This window comes from Arthrobacter sp. Y3224055 (assembly GCF_059090825.1).
This window is the reverse complement of record NZ_JBNHGB010000003.1, coordinates 361,871-385,204: the sequence shown is the minus strand read 5'-3', so window position 1 is coordinate 385,204 and position 23,334 is coordinate 361,871. Positions and strand designations below refer to the sequence as shown.

The 23,334-nt window shown below is 68.6% G+C and carries 21 protein-coding genes; 10 read left to right on the top strand and 11 right to left on the bottom strand.

The features are described 5' to 3' along the window. The 3 genes from AC5RTY_RS09920 to AC5RTY_RS09910 all read right to left on the bottom strand — a co-directional run bounded on the left by AC5RTY_RS09920 (position 1) and on the right by AC5RTY_RS09910 (position 1,834). Complete coding sequence (locus tag AC5RTY_RS09920; RefSeq protein WP_494073774.1) at positions 1 to 201, bottom strand: hypothetical protein; 201 nt, start codon at positions 199 to 201, stop codon at positions 1 to 3. Positions 202 to 205: 4 nt separating this feature from the next. Then, positions 206 to 979, bottom strand: coding sequence for a fumarylacetoacetate hydrolase family protein (locus tag AC5RTY_RS09915; protein ID WP_494101485.1), 774 nt, complete (start codon positions 977 to 979; stop codon positions 206 to 208). A gap of 63 nt (positions 980 to 1,042) precedes the next feature. Then, the gene (locus AC5RTY_RS09910; RefSeq protein ID WP_494139471.1) at positions 1,043 to 1,834 is read right to left on the bottom strand and encodes an MBL fold metallo-hydrolase; all 792 of its coding nucleotides are present in this window, start codon (positions 1,832 to 1,834) and stop codon (positions 1,043 to 1,045) included. A gap of 215 nt (positions 1,835 to 2,049) precedes the next feature. Here AC5RTY_RS09910 and AC5RTY_RS09905 point away from each other — a divergent pair, with 215 nt between their 5' ends. Together AC5RTY_RS09905 and AC5RTY_RS09900 are read left to right on the top strand one after the other, a co-directional pair. Continuing rightward, positions 2,050 to 2,481: a DUF7793 family protein gene (locus AC5RTY_RS09905; protein ID WP_494139470.1), complete on the top strand. Its 432-nt coding sequence runs from the start codon at positions 2,050 to 2,052 to the stop codon at positions 2,479 to 2,481. A 63-nt stretch (positions 2,482 to 2,544) separates the two neighbouring features. Beyond that, the gene (locus tag AC5RTY_RS09900) at positions 2,545 to 3,165 is read left to right on the top strand and encodes a hypothetical protein (protein WP_494139469.1); all 621 of its coding nucleotides are present in this window, start codon (positions 2,545 to 2,547) and stop codon (positions 3,163 to 3,165) included. A gap of 129 nt (positions 3,166 to 3,294) precedes the next feature. Here the strand turns inward: AC5RTY_RS09900 and AC5RTY_RS09895 are convergent, their stop codons facing one another. From AC5RTY_RS09895 to AC5RTY_RS09885, 3 genes are all read right to left on the bottom strand, one after another. Next, the gene (locus tag AC5RTY_RS09895; RefSeq protein ID WP_494101482.1) at positions 3,295 to 3,669 is read right to left on the bottom strand and encodes a DUF1304 family protein; all 375 of its coding nucleotides are present in this window, start codon (positions 3,667 to 3,669) and stop codon (positions 3,295 to 3,297) included. 64 nt (positions 3,670 to 3,733) lie between these two features. Continuing rightward, positions 3,734 to 4,837 carry a branched-chain amino acid aminotransferase gene (locus AC5RTY_RS09890; RefSeq protein WP_494049791.1) on the bottom strand — a complete coding sequence of 368 codons (1,104 nt, stop codon included), beginning with the start codon at positions 4,835 to 4,837 and terminating at the stop codon, positions 3,734 to 3,736. A gap of 64 nt (positions 4,838 to 4,901) precedes the next feature. Beyond that, positions 4,902 to 5,966 carry a 3-isopropylmalate dehydrogenase gene (locus tag AC5RTY_RS09885; RefSeq protein ID WP_494000022.1) on the bottom strand — a complete coding sequence of 355 codons (1,065 nt, stop codon included), beginning with the start codon at positions 5,964 to 5,966 and terminating at the stop codon, positions 4,902 to 4,904. A gap of 125 nt (positions 5,967 to 6,091) precedes the next feature. Between AC5RTY_RS09885 and AC5RTY_RS09880 the strand changes: the two genes are divergently transcribed. The 3 genes from AC5RTY_RS09880 (at position 6,092) to AC5RTY_RS09870 (ending at position 9,151) form a co-directional block, all read left to right on the top strand. Next, positions 6,092 to 7,273, top strand: a complete 1,182-nt coding sequence (locus AC5RTY_RS09880) for a sensor histidine kinase (RefSeq protein ID WP_494139468.1) — start codon at positions 6,092 to 6,094, stop codon at positions 7,271 to 7,273. A gap of 83 nt (positions 7,274 to 7,356) precedes the next feature. Further along, complete coding sequence (locus AC5RTY_RS09875) at positions 7,357 to 8,058, top strand: response regulator (protein ID WP_494139467.1); 702 nt, start codon at positions 7,357 to 7,359, stop codon at positions 8,056 to 8,058. Between the two features lie 229 nt (positions 8,059 to 8,287). Beyond that, a complete protein-coding gene (locus tag AC5RTY_RS09870; protein ID WP_494012347.1) occupies positions 8,288 to 9,151 on the top strand; it encodes a DUF2382 domain-containing protein in 864 nt (287 codons plus the stop codon). 116 nt (positions 9,152 to 9,267) lie between these two features. Here the strand turns inward: AC5RTY_RS09870 and AC5RTY_RS09865 are convergent, their stop codons facing one another. Continuing rightward, positions 9,268 to 10,389 (bottom strand): LCP family protein, encoded by a 1,122-nt coding sequence (locus AC5RTY_RS09865; RefSeq protein ID WP_494012348.1) that lies wholly within the window; start codon positions 10,387 to 10,389, stop codon positions 9,268 to 9,270. A 181-nt stretch (positions 10,390 to 10,570) separates the two neighbouring features. Between AC5RTY_RS09865 and AC5RTY_RS09860 the strand changes: the two genes are divergently transcribed. Further along, positions 10,571 to 11,344 (top strand): ABC transporter ATP-binding protein, encoded by a 774-nt coding sequence (locus tag AC5RTY_RS09860; RefSeq protein ID WP_494139466.1) that lies wholly within the window; start codon positions 10,571 to 10,573, stop codon positions 11,342 to 11,344. Positions 11,345 to 11,346: 2 nt separating this feature from the next. Next, positions 11,347 to 13,863 carry an ABC transporter permease gene (locus tag AC5RTY_RS09855; protein ID WP_494012350.1) on the top strand — a complete coding sequence of 839 codons (2,517 nt, stop codon included), beginning with the start codon at positions 11,347 to 11,349 and terminating at the stop codon, positions 13,861 to 13,863. 4 nt (positions 13,864 to 13,867) lie between these two features. On the opposite strand, the gene AC5RTY_RS09850 is transcribed toward AC5RTY_RS09855, so the two are convergent. Beyond that, positions 13,868 to 14,194, bottom strand: a complete 327-nt coding sequence (locus tag AC5RTY_RS09850; RefSeq protein ID WP_494000025.1) for a cupin domain-containing protein — start codon at positions 14,192 to 14,194, stop codon at positions 13,868 to 13,870. Positions 14,195 to 14,378: 184 nt separating this feature from the next. Here AC5RTY_RS09850 and AC5RTY_RS09845 point away from each other — a divergent pair, with 184 nt between their 5' ends. Continuing rightward, the gene (locus tag AC5RTY_RS09845; protein ID WP_494139465.1) at positions 14,379 to 15,785 is read left to right on the top strand and encodes an APC family permease; all 1,407 of its coding nucleotides are present in this window, start codon (positions 14,379 to 14,381) and stop codon (positions 15,783 to 15,785) included. A gap of 208 nt (positions 15,786 to 15,993) precedes the next feature. Then, the gene (locus AC5RTY_RS09840; protein ID WP_494012353.1) at positions 15,994 to 16,512 is read left to right on the top strand and encodes a hypothetical protein; all 519 of its coding nucleotides are present in this window, start codon (positions 15,994 to 15,996) and stop codon (positions 16,510 to 16,512) included. Positions 16,513 to 16,719: 207 nt separating this feature from the next. Here AC5RTY_RS09840 and metG read toward each other — a convergent pair whose 3' ends face one another. Continuing rightward, a complete protein-coding gene (gene metG / locus AC5RTY_RS09835) occupies positions 16,720 to 18,279 on the bottom strand; it encodes a methionine--tRNA ligase (protein ID WP_494012354.1) in 1,560 nt (519 codons plus the stop codon). 296 nt (positions 18,280 to 18,575) lie between these two features. Here metG and AC5RTY_RS09830 point away from each other — a divergent pair, with 296 nt between their 5' ends. Further along, positions 18,576 to 19,532: a type IV toxin-antitoxin system AbiEi family antitoxin domain-containing protein gene (locus AC5RTY_RS09830; RefSeq protein ID WP_494012355.1), complete on the top strand. Its 957-nt coding sequence runs from the start codon at positions 18,576 to 18,578 to the stop codon at positions 19,530 to 19,532. Between the two features lie 171 nt (positions 19,533 to 19,703). On the opposite strand, the gene AC5RTY_RS09825 is transcribed toward AC5RTY_RS09830, so the two are convergent. Together AC5RTY_RS09825 and AC5RTY_RS09820 are read right to left on the bottom strand one after the other, a co-directional pair. After that, entirely contained in the window at positions 19,704 to 20,405 is a 702-nt protein-coding gene (locus tag AC5RTY_RS09825; RefSeq protein ID WP_494073767.1) for an ABC transporter ATP-binding protein, read from the bottom strand. Beyond that, a complete protein-coding gene (locus tag AC5RTY_RS09820) occupies positions 20,402 to 23,215 on the bottom strand; it encodes an ABC transporter permease (RefSeq protein ID WP_494128146.1) in 2,814 nt (937 codons plus the stop codon). The genes AC5RTY_RS09825 and AC5RTY_RS09820 overlap by 4 nt, the downstream gene beginning before the upstream one ends. Between the last annotated feature and the right edge of the window lie 119 nt (positions 23,216 to 23,334).

Here is a 23,334-nt window from a genome sequence, read left to right as displayed (position 1 = left end):
CTACTTCTTGTGCGGCTTCTTCCGGCGCGAACCGGCGGTGTATCGGTAGAGGTAATAGAGCGCCAGCAGGATGCCGACCGCCAGGAACGTCCCCGCCAGCCAGTCCGGGCCGCCCCAGTAGTGGGTGGCCCGGGCCGCCACGGAAAACGTGGCCAGCGATCCGAGCGCAAAGACTCCGAAGGAGCGGCGGCGTGCCGGCATGGGATCAGCGGCGGGCGGTGTTGGACAGGGTGCCGATGCCCTCGATCTCAACCTCGTAGCGCTGGCCGGATTCGATGGTGCCGACGCCGGAGGGGGTGCCGGTCATGATGACGTCGCCGGGGAGCAGGGTGAAGGCCTGGGAGGCGTAGGAGACCAGTTCCTTGACGCCCCAGATCATCTGCGAGGTATTGCCCTCCTGCTTCAGCTCTCCGTCGAGCCGGCCGCGGATGGCCAGGTCTTCGGTGTCCAGTTCGGTCTCGATCCACGGGCCGAGCGGGGCCGAGCCGTCGAATCCCTTGGCGCGGGCCCACTGGTTGTCGGTGCGCTGCGCGTCCCGGGCGGTCAGGTCGTTGCCGCAGGTGTAGCCGAAGATGACCTCGTCCACGCGCTCCACCGGGACGTCCTTGCAGATCCGGCCGATGATCACGCAGAGTTCGGCCTCGTAGGAGACTTCGTCGGAGAACTCAGGCAGGACCAGCGGCTCGTTCGGGCCGATCACCGAGGTGTTGGGCTTGAGGAACATCAGCGGGGCGGCCGGCGTCTCGTTGCCCATTTCCCGGATGTGGTCGGCGTAGTTGCGGCCGATGCCGATCACCTTGCTGCGCGGAATGATCGGGGCGAGCAACCGCACGTCCTCGAGCTTGTGTTGGGCACCGGTGGGCTGGATGCCGTTGAAGAACGGGTCGCCGGCGATGACGGTAATCTGCTCACTCCCCTCCTCGCCTTCGACGATGCCGTACTGGGGGTCGGATTCAAGGACAAACCGGGCTATGCGCATGGGTTTAGCCTACTGGTTTCCCGCCCGCGGATTTCAAATGGGACGGGCCCGAACCTGCACCTCTCAACCGCGCAGGTATTCGAGCTGAGCGGCGACGGAGGATTCGGCGGCGAAGCGGACCGCGGGATCGACGTCGGCGTAGACATGGTCGGTCACCGCGCCGACGGTCGCGTCGGCGCCGAGGTGCTCCAGTGCGGCGCGAATCTGGTCCAGGCGGAGCCGGCGGTGGTCGGCGTACTCGCGGCAGATGGCCGACAGGTCCGGAAGCGTGCCGCCGTGCGCGGGCAAGACCTTCGCCGGACCGAGGAGTTCCAGCCGGGCCAGCGAATCCAGGTACGGGCCGAGCCTGCCGTCGGGGTAGGCGATGATGGTGGTGCCGCGGCCCAGGATCGTGTCGCCGGTGAGCACCGAGCCGTGGGGGCCGTCGTCGGGAAGATGGAAGCTCACCGAATCCGCCGTGTGGCCCGGCGTGGCCAGCACCCGGATCTCGACGCCGGCCGCCCGAATCACCTCGCCGTCCCGCAGCGGTTCCGCGGCATAACAGAGCGCTTCGTCCAGGGCACGCACGGGGGCGCCGGTCAGTTCATGGAAGCGTTCGCTCGCCTCGATGTGGTCGATGTGGTGGTGGGTGATCAGCACCAGTTCCACCTCCCCCGCCGCCGCCAGCTCAGCCAAGTGCTCCTCGTCCAGCGGCCCGGGATCGACTACTGCCACTCCCCCGTTCCCCGGGGCGGCGATCAGGTAGGACTGGGTGCCGTCCAGGCTCATCGGCCCCGGGTTGGGGGCCAGCCGGTACCGGGTCAGTTCACTGCTGCGGATAAGGGAGGGATTCTGTTCAGCGGTCACAGGATTCATCCTCGCACTCCCCGCCGCGCGCCGCAGGCCGGCGCCCCAAGAGGCATCCGCCGGAGCCCGCCGCCGCCGTCGTCATTCCCGCCGGGCCGGACGGCATCCGTCACACTCGCCCACACCGTCCGTCACACGTGCCGGGCCCGTACCGGTGGCTTGACCATGTTCGCTACGCTAGGCACCTGCAGTCCCGCCAACGGCGGCCGGACGAAGGCTGGGCGATGCGCGCATCTTCCCGGCCGGATGGGGGATCAGTGCTCGCGGAAGTCCACTCAGAGTACGACGTGCAGCTCGGCCGGGATGGGCTCCTGGTGCTGACTGTCCGGCGCGGCCTCAGCGTCGGTGCCGAGCTCGCGCAGCACGTCGTCGACCACCTCTTCGACGTCGCCGGGGACCGGCAGGTAGCGGTGCTGCTGAAAATGGCCGGCGTGCGCTGGGTGACTCCGGAGGCGCGGCTGATCGCCGATACCTTCACGCCGTGCGTTGCCCTCGCGGTGCTCGGCAACGGGGCGGTCGATCGGGTGCTCGCCAGCTTCTTCGTACGGATTTTCGCGAAGGATGACTTCCCGACGGGATATTTCGACGACGAGGCCGAGGCGCGTCAGTGGCTGGCGACGCACGCCGGACGCCTTGCCGGGGTGGAGACGGAATAAGTCCGGGCTGCGGCCGGGTTGCCCTTGATGGAACCATTTGCAGCTGCAGGATAGGAAAACTTCATGGCGGATACCCAGAACACCACGTCCCTGGCCGATTTGCTGGCCGAATATGACGTGGCCGAGCACGACCATGCGGTGGCCGAGCGCAACAGCGGGATGCAGCACATCCATAACCACGCCAACGGGGACATTGTGTGGTTCCCCACCTGGCAGAAAAACCGCGAAACGACCGACTGGGAAACCGCCGTCCAGGAGTTCTCCGCCGAGCTCGAGGCCGCCGCCGCGGGCGGCGCGGATACCGCCGAAGCCGCAGCGGCCTTGGCGTCCTCCCGGCTGCAGGCCCTGCTGGAACAGGCTGCCGAGGCCCCGGACGCCAATGTGTTTATCCGCGAGAACCTGGCCCGCTTCCTGTCGGAGACCTGGGCCCTCGGCGACGCCTACGCGCTGAAGAGCGGGAAGGAACTCCCGGGGACGGCGGCGCCGGCCGGCATTTTCGCTTCGTTCCCGTACGAGGTCTACGCGCGGGACGGCGGCAGCTTCGCCACCGCCCTGTGGAACGACCTGGTGGATGCCCGCAAGAACCGGATCGCCGCCGAAGAGGCCGAGCGCAAAGCGCTCAAGCCCGTCTCCAAGAAGGCTCGGAAGGCCGCAGAGCGCAAGGCAGCCGCCCGGAAGCGTTAGCCGCAGCACCTTCCCGCGCTCCCCGGGGGTACGCCGGAAGGAAGGTGGGCGGGCCCGGAAGGAAGGTGGGCGGGCCCGGAAGGAAGGTGGGCGGGCGTCGAAGGTGTGCCCCGCCGTCGTGGTCCTGCGTCAGAGGAACAACAGGATCAGGACCACCAGCGGCAGGACCGACTGGGCCAGCGCACTCTGCCACAGGCGGCGTTCCGAAAACCAGAGCACGGCCCCGAGGATCACGTGGGCGATGCAGGTGAAGACGATGATGGTCTCGCCGGTGGCCGGGCGGCCGCCGGCGGCGATGAGCACGCCCGCGAGGGCGCCCAGCCCCCAGACCATGTTGTAGAAGCCCACGTTAATGGTCCACAGCCGCACGGCGCCCACGTCCTCCGGTCGGATGAGGAACAACCGGTGGAAGCGCTGGTCGCGGTAGAAGAAGGCCTCCGCCGCGCCAACGGCAATCAGCATCACTCCGAAGAGCGCCGCCAGGACGTACGCCGCCACCGTCATGGACCCAGTGTGGCCCGGCCGGGACCCGAACGGAAGCGGCGGTCAGGCCAGGCCGGCGGTCAGGTCAGGCCAGGCGGGTGAGCCAGCCCCGCGAGTCCTCCACGGCGCCTGTCTGGATGCCCAGCAACTCCTGGCGGATGGACATGGACACGTCGCCGGACCCGGCGCTCGGCGAGGCGATGCTCCAGCCGTCGGCCTTCAATTCGCCGATCGGGGTGATCACCGCGGCGGTGCCGCAGGCGAAGGCTTCGGTGATGTCCCCCGCCGCCACGCCGTCGCGCCATTCGTCGATGGTGATCTTGCGCTCCTGCACGTCCAGGCCGCGGTCCTTGGCCAGCTCGATCACCGAGGAACGGGTGACGCCGTGCAGGATGTGGCCGTTCAGCTCCGGAGTGACCAGGCTGCCGTCCTTGAACACGAAGAACACGTTCATCCCGCCGAGTTCTTCGATGGCATTGTCGTTGAATTTGTCCAGGAACAGCACCTGCTGGCAGCCGTTGGCTTCGGCTTCCAGCTGCGCGGCCAGGGACGCGGCGTAGTTGCCGCCGCACTTGGCCTCCCCGGTGCCGCCCTCGCCGGCGCGGGAGTAGCGCTCGGAGAGCCAGATGGACACCGGCTTGAGCTCGCCGCCGAAGTAGTTCCCGGCCGGCGAGGCGATCACGCGGTAGGACACTTCGTGGGCGGGGCGCACGCCCAGGAACGCCTCGGTGGCGATCATGAACGGACGCAGGTACAGCGCTTCGCCGTCGCCGGAGGGCACCCACGCCTTGTCGGTGGTGACCAGCTGGCGCAGGGACTCGATGAAGGTTTCCTCCGGCAGCTCCGGAAGGGCCAGCCGGCGCGCCGAGGTGTTCAGGCGGGCGGCGTTGGCCTCGGCCCGGAAGGTCCAGACGGACCCGTCGTCGTGCTGGTAGGCCTTCAGGCCCTCGAAGATCTCCTGGCCGTAGTGCAGCACCGCGGCGGCAGGATCCATCATGATGGGTCCGTACGGCTCGATCCGCGCATTCGACCAGCTGCCCTTGCCGTCGGCGTCGACCTTGTAGTCGACGACGGCCGTGTGGTCCGTGAAGTGCTTGCCGAAGCCCGGGTTCGCCAAGATGGCGGCGCGCTCCTCGGCGCTCTTCGGACGCTCCGAGAGCTGCTGGGTGAATTCGAGGGGTTCAGTCATGGTTCCTCCGCGGTGAGGGCACGCCCTTGTGCGTCAAATAATGATTCTGGTTAGTAACCGTTAACTACCCTACTGCCAAAGCGGCGGTGATCGCATCGCCGATTTCCGCAGTGGTGCGGGAGGCACTCCCCCGGGTTGCGACGTCGTGCTCCACCGCCTGCTGCACGCGGGCGGCCGCGTCGGCGAGGCCCAGGTGCTCCAGCAGCAGGGCCACGGACAGGATGGCCGCCGTGGGGTCGGCCTTCTGCTGGCCGGCGATGTCCGGCGCGGAGCCGTGAACCGGTTCGAACATGGACGGCGCGGTGCGGTCCATGTTGATATTCCCGGACGCCGCCAGGCCGATGCCGCCGGTGATGGCGGCGGCCAGGTCGGTGATGATGTCGCCGAACAGGTTGTCGGTGACGATCACGTCGAAGCGGGCCGGGTCCGTGACCATGAAGATGGTGGCCGCGTCGATGTGCAGGTAGTCGACGGCAACATCCGGAAACTCGGCGCCGACGGTCTCCACGGTGCGCCGCCACAGGTGCCCGGCGTGGACCAGCACGTTGTGCTTGTGCACCAGGGTGAGCTTCTTGCGGCGGCCGGACGCGCGGCGGAAGGCATCGCGGACCACGCGCTCCACGCCGTGGGCGGTGTTGACCGAGACCTCGGTGGCGATTTCATGCGGGGTGCCCACGCGCAGCGCGCCGCCGTTGCCCACGTAGGGCCCTTCGGTTCCTTCGCGGACGACGACGAAGTCCACCTCGCCCGGGTTTGCCAGCGGGCTGGGGACGCCGGGCAGCAGCTTCGCCGGGCGCAGGTTCACGTAGTGGTCGAGGGAGAAGCGCAGCTTGAGCAGCATCTCCCGCTCGATGACGCCGGACGGAATCCGGGTGTCGCCGGGGGCGGCGCCGACGGCGCCGAAGAGGATCGCGTCGTGCTTGCGGAGCCGCTCCAGCGTCTCCTCGGGCAGGGTCTCGCCGGTGGCCAGCCAGTGCTCGGCGCCCAGCGGGTACTCGGTCAGGTCGAAGGTGGCGCCGCCGTCGGCAGTGGCCGCCGTGAGGACCTTTACCGCCTCCGCCACGACCTCCGGTCCGATGCCGTCGCCGGGAATGACTGCCAGGGAGAATGCCTTTGCTGCTGCGCTCATGGCTTCAAGTTTAGGAAACCATTCCACATTCTGGGCAAACCGTCCCAAAATGTGAACACCTCGGGCTTCAGCTCAGACCTGGGCATGACGCGGACCGCGGGCGCCAGCGCCTAGAGTTTCTCGTCATGGGCATGCACCACAACCTCTACCGCTGGCTCCAGGCCAACACCGGCAAGGTCGACCTGATCCTGATGCTGGCGGCGTTCGCCGTGCTGCCGCTGTCCTACGTGGCGATGGGCAGCATGGCGCCGTTCTTCCTCTCTGCCCTCCTGGTCATCCCCCTCGCCTGGCGCCGGACCCGCCCGTGGCAATCGGGCGTGGCCATGGCCGTAGCCGCGCTGCTCAACGTCGCGCTGCTGGCCGAGCCGGTTCCGGCCCACATTTTTGTCCTGGCGACGGTGTACTCGCTGGCAGCCTACGGACCGCGCTGGGCGAGCCTGGGCGGACTGGTGCTGGCGCTGCTGGGCGGTGCCCTGTACGTGGTGCGGTACCTGATCACCGATCCGTTCAACGCGGGCGCGGCCCCGTTTTACCTGATCGCACTCGTGGCGATTGATGCCGTGGTGCTGGTCTGCTGGACCTTCGGCGACCTGGTGCGGAACCGCCGGCTCACCGTGCAGGCGCTCGAGGACCGGGCCCGCCGGCTGGAGGTGGAGCGGCAGCAGGAGCGGGACCTGGCCGCTGCCGACGAACGGAGCCACATCGCCCGCGAGATGCACGATATTGTGGCGCACTCGCTCTCGGTGATCATCACGCAGGCCGACGGCGCCAGGTACGCCAGCGCACAGAACCCCGCGGTGGCCACGGATACCCTGGCGACCATCGCGGAGACCGGGCGGACCTCTCTGCGGGACATGCGCCGGCTGCTGGGTGTGCTGCGCGGGGACGAGGTCGCGTCTACCCGGCCGCTGCCGACGCTGGCCGATGTGGAAACCCTCGTGGAAACCGTCCGGCGCTCCGGGCTTACGGTGCAGCTGGAACAGTCAGGCGGGCCACGGCGCCCGATGCCGGCCGGCGCCGAGCTGACCGCCTACCGGGTGGTGCAGGAGGGCCTGACCAACGTGCTCAAGCATGCCGGTCCGGAGGCCTCCGCCCGGGTCCGCCTGCACTGGAGCGCCCGCGGACTTGGCCTGCAGATTGACGACGACGGCCGGGGCGCCGCCGCCGATCCCGCCACCGCCGGCAGCCGGCAGGGCCTGACGGGGATGGCCGAACGGCTGGCGCTCTACGATGGAACCGTGGAGGCCGCCCCGCTCACGGGCGGCGGATACCGCGTCCGCGCCTTCATCCCCTACACCGAAGCCTGAGCCCCGGCACGTCCGCCGGGGCGGGCCGCCGTTGCGGGCGGAACCTTCGCCGTCCGCTGGACCGCCGAACCAGAAAGATCCACATGACCGACTCCCCTATCCGCGTTGCCCTGGTGGACGACCAGCAGCTGGTCCGCGGCGGCTTCAAAATGCTGATCAACTCCCAACCCGACCTCGACGTGGTGGCAGAGGCAGGCGACGGACGCGAAGCGGTGAGCGCGCTCGCGAAGGTGCGCGCCGACGTCGTACTCATGGATGTGCGGATGCCGGGCATGGACGGGATTGAGGCGACCGCGAGGCTGCTCGAGACCGCCGCCGCGCAGCCGAACGGCTCGGACCGGGCGGAGCTGAAGGTGGTGGTATTGACCACGTTCGACCTGGACGAATACGCGCTGGCCGCCATTCAGGCCGGGGCCAGCGGGTTTTTGCTCAAGGACGCGCCGCCGGAGGAGCTGCTGGAGGCCATCCGCACCGTCTACCGGGGAGACGCCGTCATCGCCCCGTCGACCACGCGGCGGCTGCTGAACCATGTGGCACCGCTGCTGCGCACCCCCGGCCCGTCCCTCAGCCGGAACCATCGGGCGGTCGAGTCGCTGACCCCGCGGGAACGCGAGGTGTTCACGCTGATCGCCCGCGGGTTGTCGAACCCGGAGATCGCCGCCCGGCTGTTCCTGTCTGAGGCCACGGTGAAGACCCACGTGGGACACATCCTCGCCAAGCTGAACGCCCGCGACCGGGTGCAGGCCGTGCTGATCGCCTACGAAACCGGAGTGGTGACCCCGTAGGACTCGCCCGCACTCCTCGCACGGAGCTGCGGGCCGTGCGGCGGGGCCGGCCGCAGCCCACCGCCAAAACCGGCACGGAAAAGCACCCGCCCCGCCTGCGGCTGCACGCTTCGGGGGCCTTGCCAAAGATTAATAAGCATGCTTAGGTTAAATCGTTAAGGGCCGCACGGATCACGCTCAACACGGGCGTCCGTACCCTCCAAAAGACATCGATCGAGAAGGAGATACCATGCTCGCCCAAGAACAACTCAACAACCTGCTCAGCCGCGGCGGAAATGTCGTTTCGACTGACGGAGACAAAATCGGCTCCATCGGCCAGGTCTACGCCGATGATGACAGCGGCCGCCCCACGTGGGTGACGGCCAAGACCGGCCTGTTCGGCTCCTCCGAAACTTTCGTCCCGCTTGAAGCGGCCCGGGTGGAGGGTGACGACATTGTGGTCCCCTACACGAAGGACCAGATCAAGGACGCCCCGCGGGTTGACGTGGACGGCTACCTGGAGCCCGCAGAGGAGGACCGGCTCTACGCGCACTATCAGCTGGGCGGCGGCGGACGGACTTACACCGACGCCACAACCGGCCGGGATACCGACTACACCGCTGCCGGCACGGGCACCGGCACTACCGGGCAGTACGGCACCGACGACGCCCGCGGCACGTACACCGAGGACGCCCCGGGCACGGTAGGCCGGGACACCTCCGGTCCCACTACCGACGACGCCATGACCCGCTCCGAGGAGCGCCTGCATGTCGGTACCGAGAAGCAGGCGACGGGCCGGGCCAGGCTGCGCAAGTACGTCACCACGGAAAATGTTACCCAGACCGTTCCGGTCCAGCGCGAGGAAGTCCGCATCGAGCGCGAACCGATCACCGACGCCAACCGCGGCGACGCCATGTCCGGCCCGGATCTGAGCGACGAGGAACACGAGGTCACGCTCCACGAGGAACGGCCCGTCGTGGAGAAGGAGACCGTCCCCGTGGAACGTGTCCGGCTGGAAAAGGACACGGTCACCGACGAAGTCAGGGTCGACGAAGAGGTGCGTAAGGAACGCATCGAGACCGACGGCACCGACGACGACACCCGTCGCCGCTAGCCGGGGGCAAGGCCGACGCGAAAGGCCGGGGCGGGAGCACTCCCGCCCCGGCCTTTCGCTCGTCCGGACAGTCCGAGAAACTGCGTTCGCGGCGTGCCCGCGGTTCGATAAAGTGCTTACAAATTGCCGTCGGCGAAGGAATTGAAGATCTTGCGGGTCTTGGCATCCATGGGCAGCATGTACTGGCCGTCCGTGCTGTAGCCGAAGCCGGGCTCGGGGACTTGGTGCCCGACCTTCGCCGGCTTTGTCTTGTAGACCCAGGCGCCGAGCGTCAGCGCCTGCTCCGCGCTCAGGTTGGTCTCGACCAGCGGATCGGCGGCGGTGAGCAGGTCGACCAGCCCGGCCGGCCCGCTCATCTTGGCCATGGCGGCGAATCCGAGCAACAGTACCCCCTGGTGCGTTGAGCGGCCGAAGTCTCCATTGCGCAGGGTTTTCCGCTCCCGGGCGTAGTCCAGCGCCGTCTCACCGTCGAGCTTGCTCTTTCCCGCCTTGACGTCCAGCACCGGGATTGGGGCGTCAATGGTGACGCCGCCGATTTCATCCACCAGGTCCTCGAACTGCCTGAAACCGGTGAGGATGTAGCCCTCCACCTTCAGGCCGGTCACGTCCGCCACGACCTTCTGCTGCGCCTTGGGTCCGCCCCGCATCATGGCCGCGTTGATCTTCGCCTGGCCGCCGCCTGGCATGTCCACCCAGAGATCCCGCGGAATGCCCAGGATGCCGCCTCCGCCCTTGCCGTCCACACCGATTACCTGGAGGGCGTCGGCGCGGGCTTCACGAACCTTCTCGCCCTTGCTCTTCTGGGCGTCCGAGCCTATGAGCAGGACGTGGCGCTTGCCGCCCAGAACCGTCTTGTTCACGTCGAGCGAGGGCCACCAGCCTCCCACCGCCGTCCACGTTCCGTCCTTGTCTACGGCAAGGGTCACGTCGTCGCCGGAGGTCAGGACGGCCATGTGCTGCCCGTTCCATTTACCGGTCGCGGCCTTGACCGTGGTTTTGGCTTCGACAGGAGTCCGGCCGGCGAGCGCTCCGGCAGCCAGCTTGTTGGCCGCAACGTCGCCGCCCTCGTAGATGGCCGTCGCCAACTCCGCCAGGGGTTCGGGCATCTCGCCGGTCTCCACCATGCTGGGGCTGGGAGTTGCCGAATGCAGCGGACGGGGCTGCTCGGCCTTCGGCGCGCAGCCGGTCAGCAGGAGAAGGGATACGAGCGGGAGCGCGGCGAGGCGGGCAAGTTTCATGGCTTTATGTTCCCGCGTACCCGGCCGCCGTGCAAAGGTTTCACCGCATGACGGCCGTGTCCCCGCCGGATCAGCCCGTCCCGTCGGGCCCGCGCTCTCCACCCTGGGTATGAGCCGGCGGGCTGCGGAGACCAGACCTGCGGCTGATCCGCACAAGGCAGCGTTTCCATAGCGTAAGGGTATGACTACCAGTACTGAGCAACTACGCGCCGGCGCTGCCCCTGGCGGCGCCACCCCGGCCGCCGCTGCCCGCGGCCTGAACAAGACCTACGGAACCGGCGACACCCGCGTGCACGCCCTGAAAGAGGTGGACGCCAGCTTCGAGGCCGGCACGTTCACCGCGATCATGGGCCCGTCCGGCTCGGGCAAGTCCACGCTGATGCACTGTCTGGCCGGGCTGGACACCGCCGATGCGGGCAACATCTGGATCGGCGGAACCGAAATCTCCTCGCTGAACGACTCCCAGTTGACCAAGCTGCGCCGCGAGCGCGTGGGCTTCGTGTTCCAGGCCTTCAACCTGGTGCCCACCCTGACCGCGGAGCAGAACATTACGCTGCCGATTTCCCTGGCGGACGGCTCCGTGGACCGGGAGTGGTTCCGCTCTGTCACCGCAACGCTCGGCCTGACCGACCGGCTCGCGCACCGGCCCCACGAGCTGTCCGGCGGCCAGCAGCAGCGCGTCGCCGTGGCGCGGGCGCTGCTGACCCGCCCCGACGTCGTCTTCGGCGACGAACCCACCGGCAACCTCGACTCGAAGTCCGGCGCGGAGGTGCTCTCGCTGCTGCGCCGGTCCTGCCGGGAGATAGGCCAGTCCATCATCATGGTCACGCACGACCCGGTGGCCGCTTCCTACGCGGACCGGGTGGTGCTGATGAACGACGGCGCGCTGGTGGGCGAACTGAACCGGCCCGACACCGACGCGATCCTGGCCGCCCTGGCCAAGCTGGGGGCCTGAACATGCTGCAGGTAGCGCTTGCACAGGTGCGGCAGCACGCGCGGCGGTTCATCGCCGTCGGGCTGGCCGTGGTGATGGCGGTGGGGTTCCTGACCGCCACGCTGATGGTCAACGCATCCACCGAAGCCTCGCTGGGCAACAGCATCGGCGCCGGTTTCCGGAACGCCGACCTGGTGGTGTCCGGCCCTCCGGACCGGCCGCTGGACGCCTTGGCCGTCGATGCCGTGGCCGCCGCCGAGGGCGCCGGCGAGGTGTACGCACAGGAGACGGCGCCCGTCGCGTTCCGGTCCCGGGCCGACCCCGGCTACGCGGTTCTGCAGAACACCGCCCCCGACGGACTGAACCACCTGGAGCTGGTGGAAGGCGCCCTGCCCGCGGAGGGTGAGGTGGCGCTGGACGCCGGAACTGCCGGGAAGCAGGATCTGGCGGTCGGCGACACCCTGGAGCTGGCGCCGGCCGCCGGGAAGGTGGCCGCCGAGGACATCGCCGCCGCAGGGACCGGACTAACGGTTTCGGGGATCGTGAAGCCGTCCAAGGACCCGTTCATGATGGGCCAGCCGCAGTTCTTCGCCGGTGGCACCCTGGTGCGGCAGCTGGCCGGCGAGGCCGGGCCGCAGCTGCACAACATCCAGCTGGATCTGGCCCCGGGCGCCGCTGCCGGCACGGTGCAGGACTCTGTGGCCGCGGCACTGGCGGAGGCAGGCTTCGGCGACGCCACCGTGAACACGGCCGCGGAGCAGACGAAGGCCGTGGTGGCCGGCCTCACCGGCGGCAGCGACCAGCTGACCATTGTGCTGCTGGCGTTCGCGCTGGTGGCCCTGCTGGTTTCGGCGCTGGTGGTAACCAACACCTTCTCGGTGCTGATCGCCCAGCGGACCCGCGAGCTGGCGCTGCTGCGCTGCATCGGCGCGGACCGCGGGCAGATCCGGAACTCCGTGTTGGCGGAGGCCCTGCTGGTCGGCGTCGGTGCCTCCGTGCTGGGCGTGCTAGGGGCGGTGGCCCTGATGGCCGGCGTGATCGCCGTGCTGCAGGGGCAGCCGGAGACCGAGTTCGCCGCCCTGGCCGTGCCGCCGTCGGCCGTCGCCGTCGGACTCGCGGCGGGCATCCTGATGACCGTGCTGGCCGCCCTCGCCCCGGCCCGTGCCGCCACCCGGGTGGCACCGCTGGCCGCCCTGCGCCCGGCCGACGAGGCGCGCACCGGCAACCGCAAAGGCAAGGTCCGGCTCGCGATCGGCGGCGCGCTCACGGCGGTCGGCGCCGTCCTGCTGGCACTCGGAGCGCTGTCGGCGAACCTGCTGATCGCCCTGCCCGGCGGCATGCTCTCCTTCATCGGCCTGCTGCTCTGCGCCACCTTGTTCGTGCCGCCGCTGGTCACCGCCGTCGGCGCGCTCGCGAGGCCCGCGGGAGTGCCGGGCAAGCTGGCCGCGGTGAACGCGGTGCGCAACCCGGGGCGTACCTCCGCCACCGCCACCGCCTTGCTGATCGGCGTCACGCTGGTGGCGATGATGATGACCGGCGCGCAAACCGCCCGCACCGCGTTCGACGCCCAGTTGGGCGCGGAGTATCCGGTGGACCTGGCGGTCGGGCACCTCACGCTCGGCGGGGAACCGCTGGACGCCTCGGCCGCGGCCACCGCCGTCACATACGACGGCGTTGCCGCCGCCGGCCTGGTCACCAACGGCGGCTTCGCCGACCTGCACGGCCAGCGGACCGGGGTCTACCAGCTGGCGCCGGAGCAGCTGGGCCTGCTGCAGGACGGCTCGCTGGAGCTGGACGCGAGCACGGTGCTGATGCCGCAGGGCTCGGGACTGGAGAAGCTGACCGTGACCGGCAGCCGGGGGGCCAAGGAACTGCGCGTGGTGGAGGCCGACAGCCGCACCCTGCCGCCGCTGATCTCCGCCGCGGTGGCCGACGAGATCGGCGTGCCGGAGCTGCCCGCCGCCGACTCCCCGGACTACTACTCAGCCCTGCCGCAGCTGTGGGTGTCCGTGGACCGGGACCTGGATGCCGGGGCGCTCCTGGACCTGCGGACCGAACTGGCCGCCGGGCTCGACGTGGACGAGTACCAGGTGTCCGGTGCCGCCGTGGAACGTGCCGCGTTCAATCAGGTGATCGATGTGCTGCTGCTGGTGGTCACCGGGTTGTTGGGCGTGGCGGTGCTGATCGCGCTGGTGGGTGTGGCCAACACGCTCTCGCTCTCCGTGTTGGAGCGTACGCAGGAGTCGTCGCTGCTGCGGGCGCTCGGGCTGACCACGTCGCAGTTGCGCGCAATGCTGGCGCTGGAGGCCGTGCTCATCGCCGGGGTCGCCGCGCTGATCGGATCGGTGCTCGGCGCGGTCTACGGCTGGCTCGGCGCGCAGTCGGCGCTTGGGGCGTTCGCCACCGTGGTTCCGGACGTGCCGTGGCTGCAGCTGCTCGGGGTGCTGGCCGTGGCCGTGGTCGCCGGCCTGCTCGCCTCCGTGCTGCCGGCCCGCCGGGCAGCCCGCCTCTCCCCCGTGGAAGGCCTGGCGACCGCCTGACCGCCTACCTGGCCCATTCGGTCTGCATTTCCGCGACGGGGTGGATGTTCACCATCCTGACGCCGTCCCCGGTGGTGGCCGTGAACTCGTGCCAGGCGTACGCCGGGATGACGATCACCGTTTCCGCGCCCGCATGGCCGGACTGGCCGTCGATCGTGAAGTCGATCTCGCCGTCGAGCAGTACGAAGATCTCCTCGTAGGGATGGCGATGGCGTTCGGCACCGCGCGAGTTCACGAAGAAGGACGCGTGGGCGCCGTGTTCGCTGCCACGGAAGACGGCGGCTCCCGAGGCGGGACGCAGGCTGGCGAGGGACAGGGCCTTGTAGGTCATCGGAGCGGCCTTCCGTTGGGCGGGTAGCCGACACTCTACCGACTGCGGCGCCGGCGGTCCCAGGGGAACGAGGATCCAGCCGTTCGCTTCCCTCGGCGGCCGCCACGGCGGAGACATCGGCAGGGCCTGATGCTACGTTGGCGGGACAGACCAGTGCAGAGCGCCGTGCGGACGGAGGAAAGGCATGAGCGGTTCCACCACAACCGAAAAACAACCGGAGCTGAAACGGGCCATAGGACCCAAACTCCTGCTCCTGTTCATTGTGGGTGACATCCTGGGCACGGGCGTCTACGCGCTGACCGGACAGGTGGCCGGCGAGGTGGGCGGCGCGGCGTGGGCCCCGCTGCTGCTCGCGTTCGTCGTGGCCACCATCACCGCGTTCTCCTACCTGGAGCTCGTCACCAAGTACCCGCAGGCCGCCGGGGCCGCGCTGTACACGCACAAGGCCTTCGGCGTCCATTTCCTCACCTTCCTGGTGACGTTCGCCGTGCTCAGTTCCGGCATCACCTCCGCCTCCACCGCCGCCAAGTTCCTGGGTGAGAACTTCATCGCCGGGTTCAACCTGGACTGGAACCAGACCGGCGTGACCTGGGTGGCGATCGTCTTCATGGCGGTCCTGGCGGGAATCAACTTCCGCGGCGTCAGCGAGTCGGTGAAGTTCAACGTGGTCCTGACGGTAGTGGAGTTCACCGGCCTGCTGATCGTGATCTTCATCGGCTTCTGGGCCATGAGCCAGCGCAATGTCGACTTCAGCCGGGTCATGGTGTTCGAAACCTCGGAGGACAAGGGCGTCTTCCTGGCCATCACCGCCGCCACCTCCCTGGCGTTCTTCTCCTTCGTGGGCTTCGAGGACTCGGTGAACATGGCCGAAGAGACCAAGGACCCGGTCACCACCTTCCCCAAGGTCATGCTCACTGGCCTGGGCATCACCGTGATCGTGTACGTGTTGGTGTCCATCACCGCGGTGGCCATCGTGCCGATCGGGCAGCTGTCGGAAAGCCCGACGCCGCTGCTGGAAGTCGTGTCGGTCGGCGCGCCGGGGTTCCCGGTGGACGTCATCTATCCGTTCCTGTCCATGTTCGCCGTGGCGAACACCGCGCTGATCAACATGCTGATGGCCAGCCGCCTGCTCTACGGCATGGCCCGGCAGGACGTGCTGCCGCGGTTCCTGGGCAAGGTCCACCCCAACCGCCGCTCCCCCTGGGCCTCCATCATCTTCACCACGCTCATTGCGTTCGTCCTGATCTTTGTGGTCACCAACGTGATGGGCACCGACACCGTCGCCGCGCTGGGCGGCACCACTGCCCTGCTGCTGCTGGGCGTCTTCACGATCGTGAACCTGGCGGTGCTGGTCCTGCGCCGCAAACCGGTCGACCGCAAACATTTCCGGACCCCCACCGTGCTGCCCTACCTCGGGATGGCCACATGCCTCTTCCTGGTGGGCCCGTGGGCGCAGGATCCGATCGAATACCAGATTGCCGGCCTGCTGATCGTCCTCGGCCTAGTGCTGTGGCTGCTCACCTGGCTCTGGAACCGCGGCGCGTACGGCAGGAAGACGAGGTTCCGCAGCCCGGAGGAACTGGGCGGTTGACGGGACCGGGCGTACGGAGCGAACCGGGTGACTCATCGCACCGGCGATCGTCCGAAGCCGCCGATTGACGGAGCCCGGGCGATTGACCCGGGGCATGGGTGGGTAAGGACAGTGAAACAACGACGGCGGAGGCCGTCCGCGTGACGACGACGCCGGCGGCCTTCTGAGACCGGCCGCGGGCGAATGAGAGCCAGCAGGAAGGAAGGCCATGGCCGCCAAGAAACACCGGACCGGGACCCTGGACCAGGAGAACCTCGCCGCCTATCTGGACTACCATCTGCTGGGTTCGGCTGCTGGCGTGCAACTGTTCGACGCCGTCCGCCAGTCGTGGGCGGGAACCCCGGAGGAGGCCGAGTTCCGGAAGCTGCGCGACGAGGTGTCCGCAGAGCGCAAGGAATTGAAGGCCCTGCACCGGAGCTTCGGTTACCGGCGGAACAAGCTCAAGCAGCTCGGCTCGATGGCCGGCGCCATCGCCAGCAAAGTGAACCCGCTCAACCCCACGCGGGCTTCGGGCGGGGTGGGCGCCCAACTGGAACTCGAATCACTGATGTCCGCCCTGCGCGGCAAGCAGTGCATGTGGCAGGTCCTGACCGTTCTGGCGCCCAGGGACCGCCGGCTGGACGCCACCCGCTTCCAGGAACTCGAGGCCCAGGCCGCGGACCAGCAGAGACGGGTGGAGCGGATCATGGCCGCGACCGCGGCTCGGCGCTTTCAGCCGGGCGGGTAGGGCCAACCAGCCGGGGTTATCCCGCCGGCGCTTCCAGCCGCGCGGGTAGGGCTACCCGGCAGGCGCTTCCTGCCGGCCGGGTAGGGCCAACCGGCCGGGGGCCAGACAGCCGGCGCTTCTTGCCGGGCGGGTAGGGCTACCCGGCAGGCGCTTCCTGCCGCACGGGCAGGGCTACCCGGCAGGCGCTTCCTGCCGCACGACGATCAGCTAGCCGGCCGGTTCTTCGTACTTCGGGAAGATCGGCGTGGGCGCCGGCAACAGGGTGCCCGGCACCAAAGCCGTGCCGATGGCAGCGAAGTCGCGGGCGCCGCCGTCGTCCTGTCCCAGGACGTCCAGCAGCTTGCCGGCCGCGGCGGGCATGACCGGCTGGACCAGGATGGAGACTATGCGCAGCACCTCGAGCGTCACGTAGAGCACGGTGTTCATCCGTTCCACGTCCGTCTTGCGCAGCACCCAGGGAGCCTGTTCCGCGAAGTACGCGTTGGTGTCGCCGAGCACGGTCCAGATGGCTTCGAGCGACCCGTGGAAATCCTGGACCTCGTAGGCAGCCCGGGACTTCTCGAGGAGGCGCTCGGCGCGGGCCAGCAGTTCGTGGTCCTCGGCGGCAAGCGTCGCGGGCTGCGGGACCTTGCCCTCGCAGTTCTTCGCCACCATGGACAGCGACCGTTGGGCGAGGTTGCCCAGATTGTTGGCCAGGTCCGCGTTCATCCGGCCGACCACGGCGTCGTGATTGTAGGAGCCGTCGGCGCCGAAGGGAACTTCGCGCAGCAGGAAGAAGCGCACCTGGTCCAGGCCGTACTGCGCCACCCATTCGGCGGGAGCGACCACGTTGCCCAGCGACTTGGACATCTTCACGCCGTTGTTGTTCAGGAAGCCGTGGATCATGACGCGCTTGGGCAGTTCCAGACCGGCCGACATCAGGAAGGCGGGCCAGTAGACGGCGTGGAAGCGGGAGATGTCCTTGCCGATCACGTGGACGTCGGCCGGCCAGAACTTCTTGAACGACTCCGACTCCGTGTCCGGGTAGCCGACGCCGGTAAGGTAGTTGGTCAGGGCGTCGACCCAGACGTACATGACGTGCTTGTCGTTGCCCGGCACGGGCACGCCCCAGTCGAAGGTGGTCCGGGAGATTGACAGGTCCTCCAGGCCGCCCTTGACGAAGCTGATGACCTCGTTGAAGCGGCTGCGCGGGGCGCCGAAATCGGGGTGGTCTTCGTAGAGCTTGAGCAGCTTGTCCTGGTAGTTGGAGAGCCGGAAGAAGTAGCTCTCCTCCTCGGTCCAGGTCAGTTCGGTGTCGGTCTGGACGGAGTAGCGCTTGCCGTCTTCGCGGAGCTCGGTCTCGTCCTCGGCGTAGTAGGCCTCGTCGCGGATCGAGTACCAGCCCTCGTACTTGCCCAGGTAGATGTCCCCGGCCTCTTCCATCTTCTTCCAGATGGCCTGAGAGGCAGCGTAGTGGTCGGCATCGGTGGTGCGGATGAACCGGTCGTAGGAGATCTCCAGGACCTGATGGGCCGACTTGTAGGCCGCGGTGTTCCGGTCCACCAATTCCTTCGGGGTCATGCCCTCCTTGGCGGCGGTCTGGGCGATCTTCATGCCGTGCTCGTCCGTGCCCGTCAGAAACATGACGTCGTAGCCGTCCAGTCGCTTGAAGCGGGCCATCGCGTCGGTCGCAATGTACTCGTAGGCATGGCCGATATGCGGCACGCCGTTGGGGTACGTGATGGCCGTGGTGATGTAGAACGGGGGCTTGGGCTCGGATGCGGTCACCCTATGAAATTACCCTCTGCGTTCGGCGGTGTCGAAATGTGCGACGCGCTCGGTGGCGTGTGGTCGGTTGGTAGCCGCGGGTGAGGCGCGGGGCTAGGCGGCCTTGGCCTGGAGCGGTGCCGTAAGCACGCAAGCAGCGCGGGGCGGGGCCCTGGAGCGGTGGTGTCGGCAGGCAGGCAGCACGGGCCGTGGCGTGGGACGGGCGTGCCGCCAGTCGAGGAGCGCCGACGTCGGGCTTCATCCACAGATGTGCCGGCGGGATCGACGGCGGACGGGACATGGGGCACGTTGGTTCGATGGACGAACTCATCGGCAGTCTCGGGCAGACATGCCGCATTGACCGAATCGTCACCTACCGGGAACTGCGCGAACTCGGGATCGAGGAACGCCAGATCACTGCCGCCGTGCGCCGCAGGATCCTGCGCCGCCTGCGGCGCGGCATCTACGTCTCGGAGGAATACTGGCGGGCGCAGAAACCGTGGGACCAGCAGGTGCTGATGATTAAAGCCCACCACGCGGCTTCCGACGGCAACCTTGTTTACAGCCATGCTTCGGCCGCACGGCTGTGGGGCCTGCACATCTGGAACGCGCCGCCTGAAATCCATGTGATCCAGCGCGGCCGCCGTGGCGAGAAGTCCGCTGGCACCGGGGTGGTGCGGCACACCCATCAGGTGCCGGACCGAGACGTGCGGATTCTGGACGGGGGCATCCGCGTAACATCCCGTGAGCGGACGGTACTGGACTGCGCGCGGGCGCTGCCATTCGAACCGGCCGTGGTCATCGCCGATTCGGCCCTCCAGCTCGGTGCGAGCCTCGAACGGATGCATGAATTGGCAGACGCCGCCCCCAGATCACGCTTCCTGACACGCGTCCGGCAAGTGCTCGACACCGTCGATGGGCGGTCCGAATCGGCGGGTGAGACCAGATTGCGGCTGAAACTGCGCAGTTGGAACTTCCCGCCGCCGGTACTTCAACACGAGATCAGGACGGCGGAGGGCACTTACCGCGCTGACTTCGCTTGGCCGGGACTGAAGCTCATCTTCGAGTTCGACGGCGAAAGCAAGTACCGCGCCTATCACCCCACGGACCAAGTGATTCTGGACGAGCGGAAGCGGGAGACTCGTTTGATGGAAGACGGCTGGACGATCGTCCGTGTCCGATGGAGCCATCTCGACGACGATGATGCGCTCAGGCAGCGTTTGGTCCGGAAGTACAACGAGGCGTTTCGCAAGGCCTCAGGCCTGACGGCGTGAGCGGACGCCATCCACCAGATCCCCCTTTGGCTGCCAGATCAGGGGCTATAACCGGTGATCTGGACGCTGACCCCTGACCTCGTCTCCAGATCAGGGGCCATGAGCGGTGACCTGGACGCTGACCCCTGACCTCGTCTCCAGATCAGGGGCCGTGCGACGTTGCCCGGGCGCCTAGTTCATCCGGGTGCTGCTGTCCGCGGCCTTGATGAGTTCCTGGTCGTGGGACGCCACGAGCACGGCAATGCCGTCCTTGGTCGTGTCCTTCAGGATGTGGATGATCTTGTTGGCCTGTTCGCGGTCCAGGTTGGCGGTGGGCTCGTCCACGACCAGGACCTTGGTGCCCAGGATCAGCGCCCGGGCGATGGCCACCCGCTGGCGTTCACCGCCGGAGAGCTGGCCCGGACGGTGGCGCATGCGGCGGCCCAGCCCGACCAGGTCCAGCAGGTCCTTGGCCATCTCGGTGCGCTCTTCCACCTTGCCGTCGGGCACGGCCGGCAGCAGGACGTTCTCCAGCGCGCTCATGCCGTCGATCAGCGCGCCGCCCTGGTCCACGTAGCCGATCAGGGCCCGGCGGCGGTCGGAGATCTCGTCGTCGTCCATGGTGCTGAGGGCGTCGCCCTGCCAGAACACCTCGCCGGCCGTGGGCTGCTGCAGCCCGGCGGCCACGGTGAGGATGCTGGTCTTGCCGGAGCCGCTGCGGCCGGCCAGGCAGTGCATGGTGCCGGCTTCCAGGCCGAGGTCGAAGTCGTCGGCAATCACGAGCGGCTCGGCACCGCCGTCGTACCGGATGGTGATGCCCCGCAGCTCCACCGGCATGGCATGGTCGGCGGTGCGCTCCTTGGTGGCGGCGCGGGTCAGGGGTTCTTCGATCATTTCCGGGTCCTTGTCATCAAAACAAACCAGAGGAGCACGGCCGCGATGCCAGCGGCAGCGGCCCACACCGCGGTATGCGGTGCAATAAACAGGGCGGTCACGACGGCGCCGATGACCGCAAGCGGCAGGGCGACGGCGGCGGTGATGCCGGCCTCGCCGCGGCGGGCCTGCAGCAGCAGCGTGGGCGTCCAGCCCATGGCGCCGAGGATGGCAAACTGTTCGCGCTTGCGGCGCGCCTCGAACCGGGTGGTCATCAGCGCCAGCAGCAGCGCCGTGACCACGCCGAGCAGCGCCAGCGCGATGTTCAGGCCGCTCAGCTGTGCGGCGGCCAGCGAACCGAGCGCCGTGCTGCCGGCTGCCCGCGGAATGTCGGCCAGCACCGCCATCAGGGCTCCGGCCGCGGCGCCGAGCACCGCGACGCCCAACGCGATGGCCACGGTGTTGAACCGGTTGGTGCTCAGCTGGCGGGCGGCGAACTGCAGCGGGGTCTTCACCGACGGCACGCCGGCCGCCCCGGACGGTTCGACGTCCTTCGCCGGGTGCGGCTTGAGCATGGCGGCGGAGATGAAGGCGGAGGCACCGTAGACGACCAGCGCGATCAGCGACACCCACAGCGTCACGGCGCTGCGGCTGATGGCGCTGGCCACGACGGCTACCACCAGCACGGCGACGCCGCCGACCAGCAGTTCGTTCAGGAACCAGGAGCGGATGCGCCGCCGGTTCCAGCCCATGGCCCGCAGCGTCACGGCTTCGGTCCGGCGGGAGCGGGTGAAGGCGACGGCGCTGGCGGCGGTCAACAGCGCCGCGCCGCCGACGGTCAGGGCCAGCAGCGCCGCGCTGGAGGCACTGAGGGCGCCCTGCACCTCGCCGGCCGCGCCCTGGCGGACCCAGGACTGCTGCACGGTGCCGAGGTCGCTGACCGTGCCGGAGGCGTCCTTGTGGTAGTCCGGCACGTAGATGGACACGTCTTCGCGGGCCGAGCCGGCCACCACCTGGGTCTGCAGGCCAAGGTCCTCGATCGCGGCGGCCACGGCGTTGATCTGGTCTTCGGCGTCGGCCCACGAGCCGGCGGCGTCGACGCGGACGCGGACCGCGTCGATGACCGGCTCCTCGGCGCTCGTGCCGCGGACGGCGGCCAGTCCGGCGAAGTCGGTGATGGCGCCCGCGGACTGCACGGACAGGCCGGCGCCGCTGAGGCCCGGCTTCATCACGGTGTCGTCGACGTTGTTGCCCTCGGCGTCTTCGGTGATGGTCACCGGCGTCGGGTCGTACCCGCCCAACGGCAGGTAGTTCACGTCGCCGGCGGCCTCGCGCACGGCGGAAGCGTCGAACGTGCCGTAGACGAAGGGCAGCGGAGTGGCGGATTCGCCGCCGGAATCCACGGTGCTGCGGTAGGACTGCTCTTCCACCGGTTCCCGCTGGCTCTGGTCCGGTTCCAGCTGCCACTGGAGGGTCTTCTCCGGCAGCTTGTTGACCTGGATCCAACCCTGCGGCGTGGCGGTCTGCTCCGCGCTCCCGTCGCTGGCGGCGTCCCCGGCGGTGAACTCCGGGTTGGACATGAAGTCCGTGGTCCACACCGGCGGCTGGTGCAGGCCGGCGACCATCTGGACGCCGCCGGAGCCCAGCAGGTAGTTGTAGTCCTCTCCGCCGGGCCAGCGCAGCTGGAAGGGCTTGCTGGAGGCGAAGGGCAGGTAGCCCTCCCCCAGCTCCTTGCTGACGGTGCCGACCTCCGAAACGGTGTTGCCGGCGTCGTCCAGTTCTTCGATGGTGACCGAGTAGGTCAGGTCGAGGTCGGTGCCGGAGCGGACCACCATGGGGATGACCTGGGATTCCTCGTCCAGCGTGCCGGCTTCCACCGCGTTCTGGTACTGGACGAAGAACGGGCTCCAGAACTCGAACGGGTGTCCGTCGATGGCGGCGCCTTCGCCGCCCTCGGAGAACATGCCCATGCCGAACTGCGAGGAGAAGTGCTGGCCCAGTTCCTGGGCGTTGCGGTCGGTCGGTTCCGGTGCCTGCTTGAGCGGGGCCAGGAAGTCGCCGGCCTCGCCGAGCAGCGCGGATTCGGCCGCCGGGTCCACGGCAACCACCGTCTCGGTGATCTGCGGGAGCATGGGCAGCGCGATGGTGGTGTCGAAATCGCCGTGCATGCTGCCGCCGGCCGGGTCCGGGAACTTGATGCCGGTTTCGCCCTTGGGGGCCACGGTGCGCAGGCTGGTGCCGCCGGGTACTTTCAGCTCCTCCAGCTTCGCCTGGCCCAGGGAACCCTCGGCGGCTGTTTCAAAGAGGACGGTGTCCGTCAGGCCGTCGGAGCTGACGGCCTTGGCGGTGATGCGGTAGTTCGTCGGTTCTTCGTTGAAGACGGAATCCGGCGCCGGCCACTCTTCCTTCGGCACGGCGTCCTTGATGCCCTGGCCCTTGAGGTACTGCTCGATGTTCGGGTTGTAGCCGACGTAATCGGTGGCCTTCAGCTGCGGGAACTCGATGTCCTGGACCACCTTGGACACGAGCGAAATCGGGGCGGCGACGGAGACGCCGTCGATCCCCCGGACCTGCTCCAGATCCGACGCGGCGATGCCGCCGTTGCCGCTGAGGAAGTCCGGCTGGCGCAGTTCGTCGCCCGCGGTGCCCTCGGGCAGGACCAGGATGTCGTACACGCCGCGGGTGTTGGCGTCGACGATCCGGGTCAGCGATGCCTGTGCCCGACCCTGGACGAAAATGGAAAGGACCATTGCCGCGATCAGGACGGCGACCGTCACCACGAGCGAACGGCTGCGCATGAAGCGTGACGCAGCGTTGAACCGGATTTCCACAGAATCACTCCATACGGCAGCAAAAAGGCCAGAGGTCGAATTGACCCGGCATTAAGGTTCTCACGAGGTGAGCGCAGGCGAGGAATCGACCCGCGGGTCTGCGTAAAGCCCGCCCGGCC

Bases quoted from the DNA above. Each gene is read 5' to 3' on its own strand.
- AC5RTY_RS09870 (WP_494012347.1), top strand. From the start codon at position 8,288: ATGCTCGCCCAAGAACAACTCAACAACCTGCTCAGCCGCGGCGGAAAT.
- AC5RTY_RS09860 (WP_494139466.1), top strand. From the start codon at position 10,571: ATGACTACCAGTACTGAGCAACTACGCGCCGGCGCTGCCCCTGGCGGC.
- AC5RTY_RS09825 (WP_494073767.1), bottom strand. From the start codon at position 20,405: ATGATCGAAGAACCCCTGACCCGCGCCGCCACCAAGGAGCGCACCGCC.
- AC5RTY_RS09895 (WP_494101482.1), bottom strand. From the start codon at position 3,669: ATGACGGTGGCGGCGTACGTCCTGGCGGCGCTCTTCGGAGTGATGCTG.
- AC5RTY_RS09865 (WP_494012348.1), bottom strand. From the start codon at position 10,389: ATGAAACTTGCCCGCCTCGCCGCGCTCCCGCTCGTATCCCTTCTCCTG.
- AC5RTY_RS09905 (WP_494139470.1), top strand. From the start codon at position 2,050: ATGCGCGCATCTTCCCGGCCGGATGGGGGATCAGTGCTCGCGGAAGTC.
- AC5RTY_RS09830 (WP_494012355.1), top strand. From the start codon at position 18,576: ATGGACGAACTCATCGGCAGTCTCGGGCAGACATGCCGCATTGACCGA.
- AC5RTY_RS09840 (WP_494012353.1), top strand. From the start codon at position 15,994: ATGGCCGCCAAGAAACACCGGACCGGGACCCTGGACCAGGAGAACCTC.
- AC5RTY_RS09910 (WP_494139471.1), bottom strand. From the start codon at position 1,834: ATGAATCCTGTGACCGCTGAACAGAATCCCTCCCTTATCCGCAGCAGT.
- AC5RTY_RS09885 (WP_494000022.1), bottom strand. From the start codon at position 5,966: ATGAGCGCAGCAGCAAAGGCATTCTCCCTGGCAGTCATTCCCGGCGAC.
- AC5RTY_RS09920 (WP_494073774.1), bottom strand. From the start codon at position 201: ATGCCGGCACGCCGCCGCTCCTTCGGAGTCTTTGCGCTCGGATCGCTG.
- AC5RTY_RS09855 (WP_494012350.1), top strand. From the start codon at position 11,347: ATGCTGCAGGTAGCGCTTGCACAGGTGCGGCAGCACGCGCGGCGGTTC.
- AC5RTY_RS09875 (WP_494139467.1), top strand. From the start codon at position 7,357: ATGACCGACTCCCCTATCCGCGTTGCCCTGGTGGACGACCAGCAGCTG.
- AC5RTY_RS09890 (WP_494049791.1), bottom strand. From the start codon at position 4,837: ATGACTGAACCCCTCGAATTCACCCAGCAGCTCTCGGAGCGTCCGAAG.
- AC5RTY_RS09850 (WP_494000025.1), bottom strand. From the start codon at position 14,194: ATGACCTACAAGGCCCTGTCCCTCGCCAGCCTGCGTCCCGCCTCGGGA.
- AC5RTY_RS09845 (WP_494139465.1), top strand. From the start codon at position 14,379: ATGAGCGGTTCCACCACAACCGAAAAACAACCGGAGCTGAAACGGGCC.
- AC5RTY_RS09880 (WP_494139468.1), top strand. From the start codon at position 6,092: ATGGGCATGCACCACAACCTCTACCGCTGGCTCCAGGCCAACACCGGC.
- AC5RTY_RS09900 (WP_494139469.1), top strand. From the start codon at position 2,545: ATGGCGGATACCCAGAACACCACGTCCCTGGCCGATTTGCTGGCCGAA.
- AC5RTY_RS09915 (WP_494101485.1), bottom strand. From the start codon at position 979: ATGCGCATAGCCCGGTTTGTCCTTGAATCCGACCCCCAGTACGGCATC.